The sequence below is a fragment of the Novipirellula artificiosorum genome, from assembly GCF_007860135.1.
Classification (GTDB): Bacteria; Planctomycetota; Planctomycetia; order Pirellulales; family Pirellulaceae; genus Novipirellula_A; species Novipirellula_A artificiosorum.
Genome location: NZ_SJPV01000008.1, coordinates 181,214 through 195,607, shown reverse-complemented (window position 1 = coordinate 195,607; position 14,394 = coordinate 181,214). Strand labels below are relative to the sequence as shown.

The following is a 14,394-nucleotide window of genomic DNA, read 5'->3' as shown; positions in this document are numbered from 1 at the left end:
GCCCGTTGCAGTCGAAAGGCCAATCCCTCCTCCCTCATCGAATCTCCGAACCATGCCTGTTCCGCTGCCCCTGCCCTGTTTCGCCGCGATCGAGTTCTCCTTGACCTCTTGGGACTACGTGGCCTTCTTCGGCTACTTTTTCGGGCTCTGCTTGATTGGCTACTTTGCGGGACGAAAAAAGAACAAGACGGCCGCCGATTACTTTCTGGCGGGCCGTTCCTTGCCATGGTACGTCGTTGGATCGTCTTATGTTGCTGCAAACATCTCGACCGAACACTTTATTGGGCTGATTGGCGCCGCCGTCATCTATGGGATCTGCGTTGCAACGGGGGAATGGAGCACGGTCATCGCCTTCAGTTTTTTGATTTGGCTGTTTATTCCCTATCTGTTAACGTCGAAGGTCTACACCGCGCCAGAATTTCTTGAAAAACGGTTCAACAAATCGATGCGATTCATCTTCGCCTCGGTGACGTTGTTGGTAAATGTCGTCGCGTTCATGGGGCCAGTCATTTATGGTGGCGCATTGGTGCTGGTGGAGCTGTTTGGCTTTGACCGTGTTACCGCCGTGATCGTAATCGGAATTGCATCAGGGATCTGGGCCATTTGGGGCGGATTGAAGTCGATCGCCTTGATGGACGTGTTGACCATCGTGGTAATGATTAGCGGGGGCTTAAGCGTCACCTACCTGGGTCTGGTCCACCTCGGCGATGGTGATGGCATGATTGCGGGTGTCGGCAAAATGTTGGAGGTCAATCGCGGTGACGTGCCCTGGGCAGCCGATTGGATCAGCGAAAATGTGCCAAACATTCTGCAAGGCGCCGAGGCGGGCGATGGCTATGACCGATTGCTCGTGCTACAGCCCATCAATCACTATTCCAATCCCTGGACGCACTGGGTCTTCAGCTTCTTCTACATTGGTTTGTGGTACACGGTGATCAACCAGCACATGATCCAAAAAGTGTTGGCTGCGAAAGACATGTACCATGCTCGAATGGGAATGGTGTTCGCAAGTTTCCTTAAACTACTTCTTCCCTTTATTGTCGTGGTCCCTGGACTCATCTTCTTCGCCATGAAGCCTGATTTTTTGATGGAAGGCAGCTTTAGTGAGCAAAGCGATGCGGTGAATGCCACTTACATCTTGATGATCAAACAACTGGTGCCGACCTTCCTAACAGGCGTGCTGTTGGCCGCACTCTTCGGAGCCATTCAATCAACCGTTTGCTCGGTGCTGAATTCAACGTCGACGATTTTCACGATGGATTTCTACAAAATGTTCTTTCGCAAGAACGCCACCGAGAAGGAAGAAGTCGTCGTCGGCCAAGTGGCAGGTGCTGTGATCCTGGCGATTTCGATCTTGGTTGGCATTTTACTGGCAACGGTTACCAAAGTGAACTTGTTCATTTGGATCCAAGCACTCTACGTTTTCTTTGCCCCCCCCTTTTCTGCAACGTTCTTATTGGGAGCATTGTGGCGTCGAGTCAGTGGCACGGATGCCTTGGTTGCAAGTATCGTGACGTTCGTCTTCGCGATTTTGCTGAAGGTTTTGGAGTTCAAGGAGCAATTGCTTGGCTGGGCGGATGTACCGGATTGGCTCGCGTTGCCGTCTTGGATGATCCCGTTTGCTAACCAAGGCATGATTTGTTGGGCACTGTGCATGGTGGTCTGCGCCGTATCGGCAATGATCACGGCACCACCGCCGAGAGAAAACGTTTCCGATGACTTGACGTTCAACTGGAAGGAATTGCGACTCGGTGGTGGACTCGGCGATCATTGGTATTCGAGTGTCACGCTATGGTGGGCGATTAGCCTGCTGTCGATGATTGGGTTTGTTGTGTTGTTTAGTATTGTGCTGTAAACGCCCGGAAATCGGGATAGGAAATATCGATGAGCCTTCGTGATTTTGCCGCGACGCCACCGATGGGGTGGAACAGTTGGGATTGTTTTGGGGTCAGCGTGACCGAAGAGGATGTCCGTCAGAATGCTGAATTCATGGCGAAGCATCTGAAGCAGTTGGGTTGGCAATACGTGGTCGTCGATTTGTGTTGGTTCGCTCCCGACGCGCGAACCGACACCTACAAAACCTTCGGGCTCGATCAGCGGATCGACGACTACGGGCGGTTGATTCCGGATCCTAAGAAATTCCCCTCTTCTGCGGGTGGCGCCGGATTCAAGCCGCTGGCAGATTACGTTCATCGACTGGGGCTCAAATTCGGCATTCACATCATGCGTGGCTTGCCATGGCAAGCTGCGGATCGGAAGTCGCCTATCAAAAACAGCACCGAGACAGCGGCCGACGTTGCCGTTCCGACGGATGTCTGTTTGTGGTATCCGAACATGTACGGCATCAATATGACTCGTCCTGGCGGGCAAGCCTATTACGACTCGCTCGCGGAACTCTATGCGTCCTGGGATGTTGACTTCATCAAGGCGGACGACATGAATTCTTGGGATGGCGAAGGCAACAAGGAACCGTACCATACTGATGAAATCGAAGGTTTGGCCGCGGCAATCGCGAAGACCCAACGTCCCATCGCCCTCAGTTTGTCGCCCGGTGCGGCAAGAATCTGTAATGCCAATCATCTTCGCCGCCACGCGAACATGTGGCGTATTTCGTTTGATTTTTGGGACGATTGGTCGGCGCTCGAAAAACAGTTCGATCGTTGTGCGGCTTGGGCTCCCTATGTCACCGCTGGACATTGGCCTGATGCCGACATGCTGCCACTGGGCAGGGTGGGGATTCGCGGTGAGGTCGGAGAACCTCGGTTTACGAACTTCACCGAAGCGGAACAATTCACGCTCATGACGTTATGGTGCATCTTTCGATCGCCGCTGATGTTCGGAGGGCATTTACCGGAGAGTGATCCACTCTCGCTACGGCTGATCAGCAATCCCGAAGTGATCGCGGTGAACCAACAGAGCTTGAACAACCACCAAGTGGCCCGCGATGACGCTCATGTGGTCTGGATCGCGGATGATGCCGCAACCAGCGACAAGTACCTTGCGCTGTTCAACCTGACCGAGACCGACCTCGACGTCGAATTCGAATTCTCGGCTGAGAATTTGTCGGGGAATCATCGTGTCCGCGATCTGTGGTCTGGGACCGATTTGGGAGAACACAGCGACCGTTTCTCGATGGAAATCCCATCTCACGGAGCTGGATTGTACCGGTTGATCCGCGTACCCCTTTAAGAAACGAGTCGCTATAATTGATCGTTGACCCGATCGATTGCCCTCCTACCGCTCTTTCGCAACCACCGAAGAGCCACCTTCAAGGGGTTCCCCACCATGCGTTGGCTGCTCTGCTCTGCAAGTCTCCGAGTGATGCTTGTTTCGTCGATTTGTTCGCTCAGCCCTTTCGCCCTGGTCGGGCGGGCCGAAGATCAACCTCAATGGGGGCGTCCCCACTCTCGCAACATGGTGTCGGATGAAACGGGCTTGCCATCCGATTTCGATCCGGAAACAGGTCATCACATCAAGTGGTCCGCGCCGCTCGGGACCCACGGCTATGGTTCGCCTACGATCGCGTCTGGAAAAGTCTTGATTGGAGCCAACAATGCCGAACCGCGCGACCCCAGACACGTGGGGGACCGCAGCGTGCTGCTCTGCTTAGACGAGCAGGACGGCAGCATGGATTGGCAATTGGTCGTTCCCCGCATCGAAGGTGGCGACATCTTCAAAGATTGGCCGAACATCAGCATGTCGTCTCCACCCACGATCGAAGGAGACCGTGTCTACACGATGACGAATCGTTTTGAGGTGGTGTGCCTCGACCTGCATGGTCAGTCGAACGGCAACGACGGCCCCTATCTCGATGAAGGCAAGCACATGGTATCGCTGGATTCTGACACCGGACCCATGGATGTGACCAGCATCGATGCGGACATCATTTGGATGTTTGATTTGCTTGCCGAAGTCGGATCCTATCCTCATGACGGTTCCCACTGCAGCGTGCTGATAGATGGTGAGAATCTTTACGTCAACACATGTAACGGCGTTGACAACACGCACAAAGTGATTCGTTCGCCGGAAGCACCCAGTTTGGTGGTGCTCGACAAATCCACGGGACGCTTAGTGGCACAAGATGTCGAGCGGATTGGGCCTCAGATTTTTCATTCAACGTGGTCATCACCTGCAATGGGCGAGATCAATGGCCAAAGGCTTGCCTTCTTCGCGGGCGGTGACGGGATCCTGTACGGCTTCAAGGCACTCGACCCCCGTGGCGGCCCGTCGGCACCTGTGGCATTGGAACGACCATGGCGTTTCGATTGCGACCCCGAGGCTCCCAAACAGGATATCCACAGCTTTTTGCGGAATCGCAAGGTGAGCCCAAGTAACGTCAAAAGCATGCCGGTTCTCGACGGTGAGCGATTGTACGTGACCTATGGAGGTGATATTTGGTGGGGGAAGAACGAGGCCTGGCTTGTCTGCGTCGATGCGACGGGGCAAGGCGAGGTCACCCACTCTGCGCGTCTTTGGACCTATCCTCTCGAAAAACACGTCTGTTCGACGCCGTCGGTCTACAAGGGCATGGTTTTTGTAGCGGATTGCGGCGGAAAGCTACACTGCATCAATGCGGAAACCGGCGAAGCCTACTGGACCGAGGATATTGGACGCGAAGTGTGGGGCTCGACGCTCGTCGCAGACGGAAAGGTCTACGTCGGGACGCGCGCCGGTGATTTTTGGATCTTCGCTGCCGACAAAGTGAAGCAACCTATCGCCCACATCCAATTCGATTCACCGATTCACACCAGCCCCGTCGCGGCGAACGGCGTGCTGTATGTTGCCACGCTCAAACGCTTGTATGCCATCGAACAGAAATAGCATCCGGTGAAAGGGTTCTCAAGCACGCGTCAAGGGAATGGCTGCGAGGCGTTGGCGTTCATTCAAACAGCGTAGGATCAACCAGGTCCAATCGTCCGATCGCAAGAAGCAAGAAGTACATCGAGAAAAACGTCAACATCAGTGTAGCGAACAGAGCAGCTCCATTGAGTCCCCACCATCCCAACCCTCGCAGTCTTCGAGTCAACAGCAAGTAAACGAGTGAAGCGAGGGGCCAAACAAGCAGATAGACAACTCGCAGGATTCCAATGAATCGTCGACCTCGAATCCGCGAATCCGCAACCGCCCAACTCGTTGCCGCAAGTGCAATCGATAGCGAGAACAGATAGTGGATCGCCGAGCTTTCGTAAGTCACGACCTGGACAGCGCCACATACCGCGGTAAGCACGTACAACGCCACCAGGCTGCGTTGCCTCGATGCCGACGCTGACTCGTCGTGAAGTTCGGCATCCGCCTGTTCGAGCGAAGGTTCAAAAGGGTTGATGTCGTTCATTTGCGTTGCGCCGAGGCGGTCGACCGAAATGCCTGTTCGGATCGTTCCCTACGAGGTGACGTGGGGATGCTTCCATGGTTCACGGTACTCACGTTTCAGCAACTTCGCTGCCGCTTCATTGTTGACGATTTGCTCGGACGCTTCGTCCCAACGGACCACGGAATTACTTTCGTAGGCAATCATGCCCAATTGAACCATCGCCGTTGATTTGAAGGCTTCGATGATCGGGCATGCCAACTCTTCTTCACCGCGAACTGCCGCCAAGAAGTTCGCCATCTGAAGCGTTCCCATATCGCTTTTGACTTCGTTGACTTCTCGCGGGGCCGACTTCCCTTTGGGAATCACCACCCAGCGTTGATCGGCAACAAAAATGGTCGCCTTCTCGCCATACAGAAAAACGCCATTGGTCGTATCCGCATCATATTCGGTAGCACCCCACAATCGATGCCGCCATACAACCGGTAACTCATCAAACTCAAAGTTGACCGTCATCGTATCCGGCGTTGTGATGGAGCCTGCGTATTGGTAGAGACCACCAGATGCATTGATTTGTTTCGGCATCGAGAGGCCAAGCATCATCCTCGTCGCGTCAAGGTTGTGAATGCCCCAATCGACCATGTGACCGTGGCCCGTTGTCTTTTCCAGCCGCCATTTCTTGTGCCCCACCTGGGGGCTGTAGGGGATTTTTGGCGCGGGACCACACCACAAGTCCCAATCGAGTGAGGTGGGTGGATCTTGAGGCGTTGCGTCGCCGGTACCAGCGTTATAGTGAATTTGAACCTCGGCCTGAACGATCCGGCCCGCTTTTCCTGACTCGATGTACTCCTTGACTTGTTGAAACGCTTTGCTTTGGCGACGCTGAAAACCAATTTGAACCACTTGGCCGCTGGCTGCGACGGCATCCACCATCGCCCGGCCTTCGCGAACGTCGTACGACAACGGTTTTTCGCAGTAAACGTTCAGCCCATAATCCAGCGCTGCTTGCAATTGCAAGGCATGCCAATGAGGCGGCGTCCCGATGATCATGGCGTCGAGCTCCGCTTTTTCCAGCATCTCTTCGTAGAGCTTATACTCCGCAGGCCGTTTCCCTTGCAGTTTCTCAAGCTCATCCGCTGACTTCGTCAAGTGGTCACGATCGACATCACAAATTGCGACAATCTCGACTCCGCCAACCTTCAAGGCAGCTTTCGCATCGACCATGCCGTACCATCCCACGCCAATCACGCCGATCTTCAACGGGGACGTTTCATCGGCGACGGCATCGCGATGGGTGATCGCAGCGACGGTGCCAGCGGCGGCAGCGGATGCCAAAAACGTGCGGCGGGTGGTCTTCATCGTAGTTTGCTCCAAGAATTTCGGGTAGGTTATTGACCAGCATTCTAGATCGGCGGCGCTGGCGATCCTAGTGCGTTGCCCCTATCTTTACTTTGGATTTCAGCTAACGCTGTTCTGTGATCAAAGATGATTCAATGTGCAATCGGTACTCCATCAGCACTTCGCCCTTTGAACTCGCAAATCGCTATCAGGCTTCGTTGTTTGGCGATGCGGGAGCGTATGGAGATCCGGCCAACGATGTCTTTCCCGGTAGCATCGCCCCCGCTGTGATGAGCAGCGCCCAGGGGCAGCGTGAACTCCGTCCGATGCAGTTCTCTTTCTCGCCACCCGGTTGCCCAACTCCCTCGGACCCGAAACGGCCACTCAATAATGCTCGGATCGAATCTGCCGGAAAATGGCCATGGAAAGACGCATTCAGGGAAACCCGATGCGTGCTTCCGCTGAACTCCTTCCGCGAACCCTGTTATTGGGGACCAACCGCTGGTAGCGAGGTGTCCTTCCAACGTCCCAAGGGCGACTTGCTGCATGTCGCAGGGATCTATCGCGTTTGGAAGTCGCCGGATCATCGTCACGAGCAACACACGATGGCGTTTCTGATGCGGCCAGCGTCAACGTATGTAATGGAGCACGGTCACCATCGCCAACCACTGTTCCTTTGCGACGAAGGAATCGATCCTTGGACAGCGCCAACAAAACGTTCCACCGCCGAGATGCTGGACCTCCTGCACCGTTATGCTGAGAATCCCGAATTGACCTATCACCATGTGCGCGACATGGCACCAAGCTGGGTCAAACGAAAAGCCACGAAAATCCGAGATCGAGACAAACAACGCAGCGAGCTTGGCCAAATCGGATTTCCATTCGCGTTCTGATCGGAACCGACGATCGGTTGATCAAAATGATCGAATAGCATTTCACCCTTCCCACCCCCTTCCCACCCCCTTCCCTCCACTCACTCCACGCCCCCCGTCATGACAACATTCACTCCAAGCCTCTTTTTCAACGCATGCTCGCTTGGCTGCCGCCGTACCGCCCTACGACGTTTCGCTCCTTCGCTTCTCGCTCCGTTTGGGTTGGTGTTCCTTTGCGTTTCGCTTGCCAACGGCCAACCGTCTCCATCGCCGCAACCGGGCGACGTGGTGTTCGAAATGAACTTTGAAACAACGGACCAGCAAGCTGTTTGGTCCGATGCGGACTTTGCCAAATGGGAACCGGGCCTGCGAGATTCGACGTCCCTTTGCATCACCGTTCCGAAGGAAAGCAGCACGGGATCGGGAATGATCACAATGCCGTTTGATTTGACGCCCTATCGTGGCTATCAATTGGTATTTGATTGTATGGCGAAAGCGGATGAGGTGACGCAGCCCGACCAGCCCCACTTGGGCGTCAAGTTCATGCTGCACTATCAGTCGGAATCCAATGGCCCGCAGTGGCAGAATGAACAAAATGTCCACGGCACATTCGGTTGGCGACACCTGGGATTCCTTTCAACCATCGCCCCCGACGCCGAAGGAGGGGTGATTCAGTTGGGGTTGCAAGGCAGTAGCGGCCGAGTTTGTTTTGACGAGATTCAGATTCGAGTCTTCCGAAAGCCATTGCCGAGGCGGCCCACGCCATCCCTCAATCGGGGTCCTGTATTCAAGGGGCACCACTTACCGCGGCTGCGTGGCGTGATGTCACCCAATACGTTTCGTGACCAGGATCTACGCACCCTTGCCGAAGACTGGAACGCCAACGTGATACGCTGGCAAATCACTCGCAATTGGAACCAAGCCGGAACCGATCGCGAACTCGACGAATACGATCGCTGGATCGATGCGGAATTGGCCGACCTTGACCAGGTGCTCGAGGCTGCCCAGCGCTACCGAATCAAAGTGGTTGTCGATATGCACTCCCCTCCCGGTGGCCGATATGAAAATCGTGACTTAGCGATTTTCCATGAACCCATCTACCAAGATCATTACGTCAAGCTGTGGGAAAAGATCGCCTCGCGTTACAAGGGACGTTCGGCGGTGTGGGGGTATGACCTCGTCAATGAGCCGGTACAAAATGATCCATCGCCACCCGGGGTACCCGATTACTTGGGGACGCAAGTTCGAGCGGCAAAAGCCATTCGAACGATCGATTCGGATGTGCCGATCTTTATCGAAGCTTGCGAGTGGGACTCGGCTCGAGGCTACCCATTTTTGGAACCGGTCGATGTACCTCGGGTTATCTACCAAGTTCATCTTTACGACCCGCACTCGTTCACTCACCAAGGCGTCCAAAACGAGGTGACCGGAATCGCCTACCCAGGGATGATTGAGGGCAAACAATGGAATCAACAGGCACTGCGCGCCGTATTGAAGCCGGTGCGTGAGTTTCAGTTGGCGTACAACGTGCATATCTACGTCGGCGAGTTCAGTGCAATCCGCTGGGCACCCGGTGCGGCTCAGTACCTGTCGGACTGTATCGACTTGTTCGAAGAATATGATTGGGACTGGACTTACCACGCCTACCGCGAATGGGACGGATGGAGTGTCGAACACAATGACGACCCGAACGATCACGAATCAAAGACGCAGCCCACCGATCGACAAAAGTTGCTGCTGAAGTGGTTCTCGAAGAACCAAAAACCGTGAGCGATGGGAGAGGCTGATTTGCGGAAGACGAGCCCTACCCAGTGGCCCGTCAAGGTTAAAACTGCGAGTTGGCGCGTAGTGGACTTCGCCAGAAGTCCCTAAGAACATTTGAGTTACGGATTTCTGGCGAAATCCACTACCCTGAAAATTTAATGCTGACGGTCCATCTAGGTTCACGCGGGGGCGGGATCAATCGGGCCGTTGCGTTGGGGTGTTTGTCGGTCGGTTCTGCGGGTTTTGGCTCGCTGGAATACCGTACCGGTCTTGGTTTTGGCTGCGTTGCCAGGAGCAGAGTGCTATGATGATGTTCGAATTTGTACCGAGCGATTATCGGTATCGGCGTCACTTCCAACAATCAAGTTGAGCTTTCCATGAATCGACTGACAGTCTCTCTTCTCGCTTTAGCGATCCTGACGTGCGAGGCAATCGGCCAGTCCAGCGATCCGGATCGGACACCGATGAAACCGCCACAGATCGGTGCCCCGCATGGCTATTTCGTGAGTGTCAGCGAATATCGAATCACGACGCCGCGACTCGGTTCGCTCCGTACAGCCGAGGTTCTGCAGATGCTGAAGCAAGGTCCGCAAGGTGAAACCGTTACGCACTTGCAGTCCGTTGGTTTATCGGTCGCGGACGGTGTTGAAGCGACCGCCCAATTCACACGTCGAGTGCCTGTGGTAACCGGGATCATTTCAAATGGCAGCCATCCCGCGCAAAAGGTAATGGAAACGATGGAAGTTGGCACGATACTTCACGTTTTGGCAACCGCCCAAAACGACAGGGTTCGTATACAACTCAAATACGAATCCTCGCGTGTTGTCGGCGACATTCCTGATGACAGGACACCGACCTTCGGGACGTCGGAAGTTGACTCATTGCTCCATATTCCGCTCGGCGAACTCGCCATGGTTTCCAGCATCGTCAGCAACGGTGAAACGATCGCGACAACGATCACCCTGACTCAATCTCCCGACAAGTAGGTTTCCAATTCGTAACGGTTAGAACCGAACCATTCGCCGCTACCTCATGGCAGTAGCACGCGGTCAATGGTCACTCCTTTTTTCGATTCCCGATTTCCGCGCGCATTTCGAATTCAAGTGGGCTCTAGCTGGACAGCCGGTTCACTGGCCATACTCCAATAAATTGGAACGATTTCCATGTCCGAGTCACCGAGTTTCAAGAAGCCGCTGCTCTATGCTCTGATTGTTTCAGTGATTGCCGGTGCAATTCTCGGCATCATCCTTGTGCTTCGCAACACATGGGGGTGGTTCGAGGTGCGCGTGATGCTGACGACGGTGATCATCGCTGTATCCAGTTTGTGTGGATTGGCTTGTGATTTGTCCAAGACACCGTTTGGCATGAACCTGCTGCCCCGGTCAGGGCTGGTCATGACGGGGATTGCCGCCGTGATGTTGCTGCTGGGGATGTGGGGCGATCTTCAGTCCGAACTCTTCTGGAAGTCAGCCATCGTGATTTGCATCGCTGCAGTCGCGACCGTGCATGTTTGCTTGTTGTCGATCGCGAAGTTAGCCGGACGTTTTCGGTGGGTCTACTTTATCGGGACTCAGATCATCTTTGGATTGGCCGCACTGTTGTCTGTCATCATTTTTGCAGAGATTGACTCGGAAGGGGTTTGGCGTTTTGTTGCTGCGATGTCGATTGTAGCGGCGGCCATCTCGCTGGTGATCCCGATCTTGCACCGGATTAGCAGGATGGAATCTCGCAGCGACGCCTTGCTGATGCCCATCGATCTCCGTAGCGTTGCCTCAATCGATGAAGAGATCGCAAGCATGCAAAAGAAGATTGCTCATCTGCAGCAATTGCGAAACGAAATTGGAGGAAACGCTTGCAAGCCAACGAACGTCGCTGATGGTTAGCCGTAGTCGTTGGTAGCGAGTTTGTCCCTCAGTAAGCGAGATTGCCTCCAAATTGAGGCGTGCGATTCGCCTTGACGTCTTCGATCCATTGCTCAAGTTTGCGTTGTGGCGACTTCCAGAATTTATCGCAAAGAGCGAAGTACTCGAGCACGACTTCGGTCTCTCCTTGTTCGAGTAACTCTTTGGCAAGCTGCATATTGGGGCCGAAAGAATTCAATTGAGGCGACCCCGGCGTCTTGCCGGCGCTGAGCAGGCGAGATTTCGCCTCGTTGACGTCGCCTTCACGCAACGCGATGCGACCAAGAGTGAGATTTCCGTGGTGGATTCGATTTCCTCGATTCCAGCCCGCTTCGTCATTTTCGAGCATCTCTTCCGCAAACCGTTTGGCGTCATCCATCCGGCCAGCCTCCAAGGCAGACTTGGCAAGGCTTTCCAATAACGAATCCTTTTCAATCGTCGAGGAGCGATGGTAAGCGATATCGAATTGCTGAAATGCTTTCTCGGCAAGCTGTTTACGTTGTCCTTGGTCCGTCACCGAGAAGAGCCCCAGCGAATACAACTGCCCTAACGATTTGGACCAACTTGGGTTTTCCGCATCAAGTCGCTGGCCCTTCCGCAGTAACTCTTCTGCGATGGAGCGGTCCCCAAGCAAGAAGAATTGCGAGGCGTTCGCCAACACTTGGAGATTCTTCGACTGTTCGGTCAGCTTCAGCCAAGCCTCCCTTGCATTGCCGTATCCCTCGGGATCGAGATGCTTGTCAAGGAGGCTGTAGGGTAGCCCCAGTATTTCCGACTCCGGCGCGTTCTTAATCAACCACAACACATGACGTCGCTTTTCGGACTTGGCATCAGGATCCATTCGCCCGTTCATGAAGTAGTATCCGAGCAGCTTGGTCCGTGATTCAATATCTTGTGGATTCTTCGCGACTTGCTGCTCGACCGTCGTCTTGGCTTTCGCGTCCATTTGGCCGCCAAGCCGAGCGATACTGTGCGCGTCCGCAGCAAAGCAAGTCGCTGCCGAAAACGTCAGAAACAAGAGGGGGAATAGAAGAGGCAGCGGATTTGAGATCATGGCGATTTGCCTAACCGTGGTTGGAACCAGAGAACTTGAACGAAGGGATTGAGTGTTGAGTATAACGTGCCGCAGCCAAAGGTGCCGCAGAACAAGGCACAGAGTAGGCTTGGTATCGAACCAACGGATAGGAAAACAGGTCAAGCCGCCATCAACGCCGCAATCGCCTGCAACTGAAACTGCAATTCGAGCCTGGCGGCAACCGAGCACTTCCGTCCACTTGGCTAAAGATCATGCTAACGCCCAACGAGCAACTGGCTTTTGACCATGTCGAGCGAATCGCTTCGCTTGCTGCGGCACGCCTCGTTTGTCCACCTGGCCGTGAACTCGACCACTACATCGAGGCTCAGGTGCATGTCGCGGTTCGATTTGGATCGCCCAATTACAATCGCGTCAACAACGATGGCTGACGGTTCGCGATCCCAGGTATCCTCATCGGTCGCAAATGAATCCGCTCTGCCCCGGGGCCGCCTCATCGGGATGGCGGTTTGCAGGGGGGGATCGGATTGAGACAGACGTCCACTTTCCGTCGGGGGAGGCGTGTTTACCGAAGGGTGACGAGCAGAATATCGGGCCGATGTGACGATGATTCAGATGGATCGTCGCTCACCGCCTATCGATCAAGAACGGATTGCCCTGGTCTCCAAAGGACCGGTGAGTGCAAACGGCGACGACTTTGGTTATCCTAAAATGGCTTACATTTTACCCCAATAGACTTCGGGTCTGTTTTCCCCCCAAGAGGATTTCCATTGATGTCAATGTCTCGCCAAACCTCACGCCGCCGTTTCCTCCAGGGCGTCGCTGCCGCAGGGACCGCAACGATGCTGTACCCCGCAGCAAACCGAGCCTTCGGTGCGGAGTCACCGAACGAACGTCCGGTCTTCGCGACCATCGGCCTTCGCAACCAGGGATGGACCATCACCAGCAAGTCGTTCCGCTTTGCGGATTTCGCGGCACTCGCCGACGTCGACTCGAACGTCCTCGGAGCCAACGTAGAGAAGACGAAGAAGCAGCAGGGCAAGGCCCCCGATGCTTACAAAGACTATCGCAAGGTACTCGATCGCAAAGACATCGACGCGGTGATGATTGCCACGCCCGACCATTGGCACACCAAAATTGCGGTCGAAGCGATGTACGCGGGAAAAGACGTCTACTGTGAAAAGCCGTTGACGCTGACGATCGCGGAAGGCAAGTTGCTTGAGAAGGTTGTGAAAGAGACCGGTCGTGTGTTCCAGGTCGGAACCATGCAGCGTTCTGAGTGTGATGAGAGATTCCTTCAGGCCATCGCATTGGTAAAGCAGGGACGGATCGGTACGGTCAAGAAAGTGACGTGCGGCATTAACGGCATGGTGGCTTCGCCCGTCATTCCGGTGGTTCCTGTGCCTGAAGAGCTCGACTATGAATTCTGGCTCGGTCCGGCACCGAAAGTCGATTACCGTGCTCTCCCCGAACTGCGAGAGGGTTATGGTGGAGGCGTGCCGCTCTACAGCAACTGCCACTACTCCTTCCGAAACTGGCACGAGTATTCTGGTGGTAAGCTCACCGACTGGGGTGCCCATCATGTGGACATCGCGACCTGGGCTCTGGGAGCCGATGACACAGGCCCCAGCAAAGTAACGCCGCTCGATTACACGTTGCCGGTCGAGTACAAGAATGGATTCCCAGTGGTGGATGACCAGTACAACGTCGCCACCCAATTCAATATCCAAGTTGCGATGCCCAATGATGTCGAAATGATTATCACCAGCGAAGGTGACAATGGGATTCTTTTCGAAGGAACCGCAGGGCGATTCTTCGTCAACCGCGGCAAGATCGTTGGCAAACCGGTTGAGGATCTTGAGTCCAATCCGCTTCCCGAAGGAGCGATCGAGGAGGTTTATGGCGGAAAGGTAAGCGCTAACCACACGGCCAATTTCATCGAGGGAATGAAGGCACGCAAGCAACCGATCTCGGACGTATGGTCGCACAACCGCATGCTCGAAATCTGTCACCTTTCTAACATTGCCATGCGTTTGGATCGCGAGCTAAATTGGGACCCCACCAAGCGAGAAATCATCGGCGACGCCGAAGCCAACTCGTTCCTGTCTCGCGAATACCGCAAGGGCTACGAAATCAACATGTAGTTTGTGTCCAGCGAAGCAGATGTAATTGATGAAT

The 14,394-nt window shown here is 54.6% G+C and carries 12 protein-coding genes; 9 read left to right on the top strand and 3 right to left on the bottom strand.

Annotation, left to right across the window (positions count from 1 at the left end; translation table 11 throughout):
* Positions 1–52: 52 nt before the first annotated feature.
* The 3 genes from Poly41_RS21205 to Poly41_RS21195 all read left to right on the top strand — a co-directional run bounded on the left by Poly41_RS21205 (position 53) and on the right by Poly41_RS21195 (position 4,821).
* The gene (locus tag Poly41_RS21205) at positions 53–1,855 is read left to right on the top strand and encodes an SLC5 family protein (RefSeq protein ID WP_197231496.1); all 1,803 of its coding nucleotides are present in this window, start codon (positions 53–55) and stop codon (positions 1,853–1,855) included.
* Positions 1,856–1,884: 29 nt separating this feature from the next.
* Entirely contained in the window at positions 1,885–3,189 is a 1,305-nt protein-coding gene (locus Poly41_RS21200) for a glycoside hydrolase family 27 protein (protein WP_146528738.1), read from the top strand.
* A 96-nt stretch (positions 3,190–3,285) separates the two neighbouring features.
* Positions 3,286–4,821 carry an outer membrane protein assembly factor BamB family protein gene (locus tag Poly41_RS21195; protein ID WP_197231495.1) on the top strand — a complete coding sequence of 512 codons (1,536 nt, stop codon included), beginning with the start codon at positions 3,286–3,288 and terminating at the stop codon, positions 4,819–4,821.
* 58 nt (positions 4,822–4,879) lie between these two features.
* On the opposite strand, the gene Poly41_RS21190 is transcribed toward Poly41_RS21195, so the two are convergent.
* Together Poly41_RS21190 and Poly41_RS21185 are read right to left on the bottom strand one after the other, a co-directional pair.
* Positions 4,880–5,332, bottom strand: coding sequence for a hypothetical protein (locus Poly41_RS21190; protein ID WP_146528737.1), 453 nt, complete (start codon positions 5,330–5,332; stop codon positions 4,880–4,882).
* A 48-nt stretch (positions 5,333–5,380) separates the two neighbouring features.
* The gene (locus tag Poly41_RS21185; RefSeq protein WP_146528736.1) at positions 5,381–6,667 is read right to left on the bottom strand and encodes a Gfo/Idh/MocA family protein; all 1,287 of its coding nucleotides are present in this window, start codon (positions 6,665–6,667) and stop codon (positions 5,381–5,383) included.
* Between the two features lie 134 nt (positions 6,668–6,801).
* Here Poly41_RS21185 and Poly41_RS21180 point away from each other — a divergent pair, with 134 nt between their 5' ends.
* The 4 genes from Poly41_RS21180 (at position 6,802) to Poly41_RS21165 (ending at position 11,165) form a co-directional block, all read left to right on the top strand.
* Entirely contained in the window at positions 6,802–7,539 is a 738-nt protein-coding gene (locus Poly41_RS21180) for an SOS response-associated peptidase (protein ID WP_146528735.1), read from the top strand.
* Positions 7,540–7,638: 99 nt separating this feature from the next.
* Complete coding sequence (locus tag Poly41_RS21175) at positions 7,639–9,288, top strand: glycoside hydrolase family 5 protein (protein ID WP_146528734.1); 1,650 nt, start codon at positions 7,639–7,641, stop codon at positions 9,286–9,288.
* A gap of 371 nt (positions 9,289–9,659) precedes the next feature.
* Entirely contained in the window at positions 9,660–10,268 is a 609-nt protein-coding gene (locus Poly41_RS21170; protein WP_146528733.1) for a type II and III secretion system protein, read from the top strand.
* A 177-nt stretch (positions 10,269–10,445) separates the two neighbouring features.
* The gene (locus tag Poly41_RS21165) at positions 10,446–11,165 is read left to right on the top strand and encodes a hypothetical protein (RefSeq protein ID WP_146528732.1); all 720 of its coding nucleotides are present in this window, start codon (positions 10,446–10,448) and stop codon (positions 11,163–11,165) included.
* Positions 11,166–11,193: 28 nt separating this feature from the next.
* Here the strand turns inward: Poly41_RS21165 and Poly41_RS21160 are convergent, their stop codons facing one another.
* On the bottom strand, positions 11,194–12,237 hold the full coding sequence (locus tag Poly41_RS21160; RefSeq protein ID WP_146528731.1) for a tetratricopeptide repeat protein: 1,044 nt from the start codon (positions 12,235–12,237) through the stop codon (positions 11,194–11,196).
* A 233-nt stretch (positions 12,238–12,470) separates the two neighbouring features.
* On the opposite strand from Poly41_RS21160, the gene Poly41_RS34225 reads away from it, so the two are divergent.
* The gene (locus tag Poly41_RS34225; protein WP_197231494.1) at positions 12,471–12,647 is read left to right on the top strand and encodes a hypothetical protein; all 177 of its coding nucleotides are present in this window, start codon (positions 12,471–12,473) and stop codon (positions 12,645–12,647) included.
* A gap of 342 nt (positions 12,648–12,989) precedes the next feature.
* On the top strand, positions 12,990–14,360 hold the full coding sequence (locus tag Poly41_RS21155) for a Gfo/Idh/MocA family protein (protein WP_146528730.1): 1,371 nt from the start codon (positions 12,990–12,992) through the stop codon (positions 14,358–14,360).
* The last annotated feature ends 34 nt before the right edge of the window (positions 14,361–14,394 follow it).